Source organism: Nocardia tenerifensis NBRC 101015 (assembly GCF_000308715.1).
Lineage (GTDB): Bacteria > Actinomycetota > Actinomycetes > Mycobacteriales > Mycobacteriaceae > Nocardia > Nocardia tenerifensis.
Genome location: NZ_BAGH01000476.1, coordinates 1 through 2142, shown reverse-complemented (window position 1 = coordinate 2142; position 2142 = coordinate 1). Strand labels below are relative to the sequence as shown.

At 72.4% G+C, this 2142-nt stretch carries 3 protein-coding genes; all 3 read right to left on the bottom strand.

The window, feature by feature from the left end:
- Positions 1-443, bottom strand: a 443-nt coding sequence (locus ON39_RS34150; RefSeq protein ID WP_040740418.1) for a hypothetical protein, incomplete at its 3' end; no start/stop codon positions are given.
- On the bottom strand, positions 440-1177 hold the full coding sequence (locus ON39_RS34145; protein ID WP_146251217.1) for a hypothetical protein: 738 nt from the start codon (positions 1175-1177) through the stop codon (positions 440-442). The genes ON39_RS34145 and ON39_RS34150, both read right to left, overlap by 4 nt.
- 18 nt (positions 1178-1195) lie before the next feature.
- Positions 1196-2142: type VII secretion protein EccB (eccB, locus tag ON39_RS34140; RefSeq protein ID WP_040740416.1), on the bottom strand; the 947-nt coding region annotated here is incomplete at its 5' end.

The following is a 2142-nucleotide window of genomic DNA, read 5'->3' as shown; positions in this document are numbered from 1 at the left end:
ATTCGATTGCCGTCGCCGCGCCGCCGGCCGGCGGCGGGCTGGGTCAGCGGCGCCCGCGCTTGCTCGGGCAGCTGCGCGCGCAGGGCGGCCAGCTCGGCGGGCAACTCCGCCGCCGAGGGCATACCCAGCCGCATCGCGCCGAGCGGTCCGAGTAGTTCCCTCTTCTTCCGCTCGACCTCCGCGGCCGCGGCCTGCGCCGCCTGCACCGTGGCGCGGGCGATCTGCCCGTAGCCGAGTTCCTCGATGCCCTCGGCGTACTCCGTCCGGACGATAGACCCGGAGGCGTTGACCACCACCGTGATTCGGCCGTGCTCGACCGTCGCCGACGCGGTCAACGCGTCCCTGGCGGCACGCATGTCGCCCAGTGTGCCCAGGGCCGCGGTGACGGCCTCGATCAGGTCGGCGGCCTCGCTCGCCGCGCGCTGGTTCTCCGGCCGGATCATGCCCGAATCGCCTCCGCCATCGCCTCTGTCAGTTCGTCCGACTCCACCGACAGGCCCGCGTAGCGCGCCAGATAGTCGGACACCTCCGCGGGGTCGGCCTGATCGTCCAGGTCGGGCAGCAGCACCAGGAACCGGCTCGGATTCGGCTCCTCGTCGCCGACCAGCGCCACCAGTTGCCCGCCGCGCATCCGCAGCACCAGCAGCGGGTTGTCGCCGTCGGGCACGTCGGCGAAGGCGGCCTTCACCGCCCACTCCAAGTCGGAGATCGCGATGTCCACCCAGCCGATCGGCACGCTGGACCCGAGCGACGGCCAGGTCAGCGGATCCACCGACACCAGTGCGGGGTCCGGCCACGGCCTGCGCCGGTCGAGCTCGGCGACCAGGCGCCGCAGGAAATCCAGGATCTGCTCCTCGGTGAATCCGTCGGCGAGCTGGACCGCGAGCTCGGGCACCGTCCGCGTCGCGACGGCCTCGGCGAACGCGGGATAGAACTCCGCCACCGTCGCCACATAGCTGACCCGATCGATCAGGTCCGTCGCCGCGTCGGCGACGATCTCCGCGCCGGACAGCTCATCGACGTAGGCCATGGACGCGCAGAGCTGCACCAGCAGCTCCGGCTCGGCGTCGAATTCCGTTGGCGGGCTTTCGTTCTCAGTGCCCGGCCGCTCGATGGTGAGGCCGTCCAGGGAGAACGGGCGGTCCACGGCCTGCGCGGCGCTGTCCCGGTCCTGCATCAGCACTTCCCTTCCCTTCTATCGCCCGGTGGCGACGATGTCCCTGGCGATCAGCGCCGACTGCCGGTCGAGCATCGGCCCGCCCGGCAGCTGGCTGACGATCTGCCACGGCGCGAGTTTCGGTTTCGTGAGCCCGAGGACGGTGGCCGTCGCGGCGTCGGGGATGCCGAAGCGGACCCCGGTGTCGGTGACGTAGAACAGCGCGTCGCGCCGGGTGCTGTCCGGCTCAACCCCGGTCGCCTGGATGAACTCGCCGGTGGACGCCGGGAGGTAGGCGGCGTCGGCGCCCTTGCTCGCCACGAACGCCATCGGCTCGACGCCGGCGAGCGGCAGCCTGGTGCCGAGCAACATCCGCAGGCGCGCCGCCTGATCGCCCTCGTCGCGCGCCCAGGACAGGCAGGCCACCGGGTCGCTGTCGGCGGAGACCAGGGTCAGGTCGTCGTCGGGAAACTGATCTAGCGGCAGGACGTCGACCACCGGGATGCCCCGGATCGCGTCCGGCGAGAGTTTCGGAATCACGGTGAGCCCCATGGAGTTCGAGGTGCGCAGCACCCGCGCGGTGAACTCGGAGATCCGCTGCACGCCCTCGGCGAGCACCACGTACGAGGTCGAGCCGGCGACGTCGTGCACCCTGATCACCGAGCCGATGGGGAACTCGCCGCCGCGCACCGCGCTCGGCTCGCCCGCCCGCGGGATCGCCGGCACCGCGAGTTCTGGCACGGCCACGCTGGCGTTGAGCAGGCCCGTCCCGATCGGGCGCGGGCGAATGGCGCGCAGCTGCGGCAGGGCCGAGACGATCGCCTCGTTGGCGGTGTCCACCCGTGCGTGCTTGCCGTCGTAGATCAGGTAGGTCACGCCGTCGTGCGTGGCGAGCACCGCCTCGCCGCGCGCCGCGGGGCGCACCTGGGCGTCGAGCCGCGGCGGGCCGGCGAGCACCGTGCTGCGCAGACCCGCGGACACGTCCT

Coding starts and splice junctions, on each gene's coding strand:
- ON39_RS34145 (WP_146251217.1), bottom strand. CDS start 1,177: ATGCAGGACCGGGACAGCGCCGCGCAGGCCGTGGACCGCCCGTTCTCC.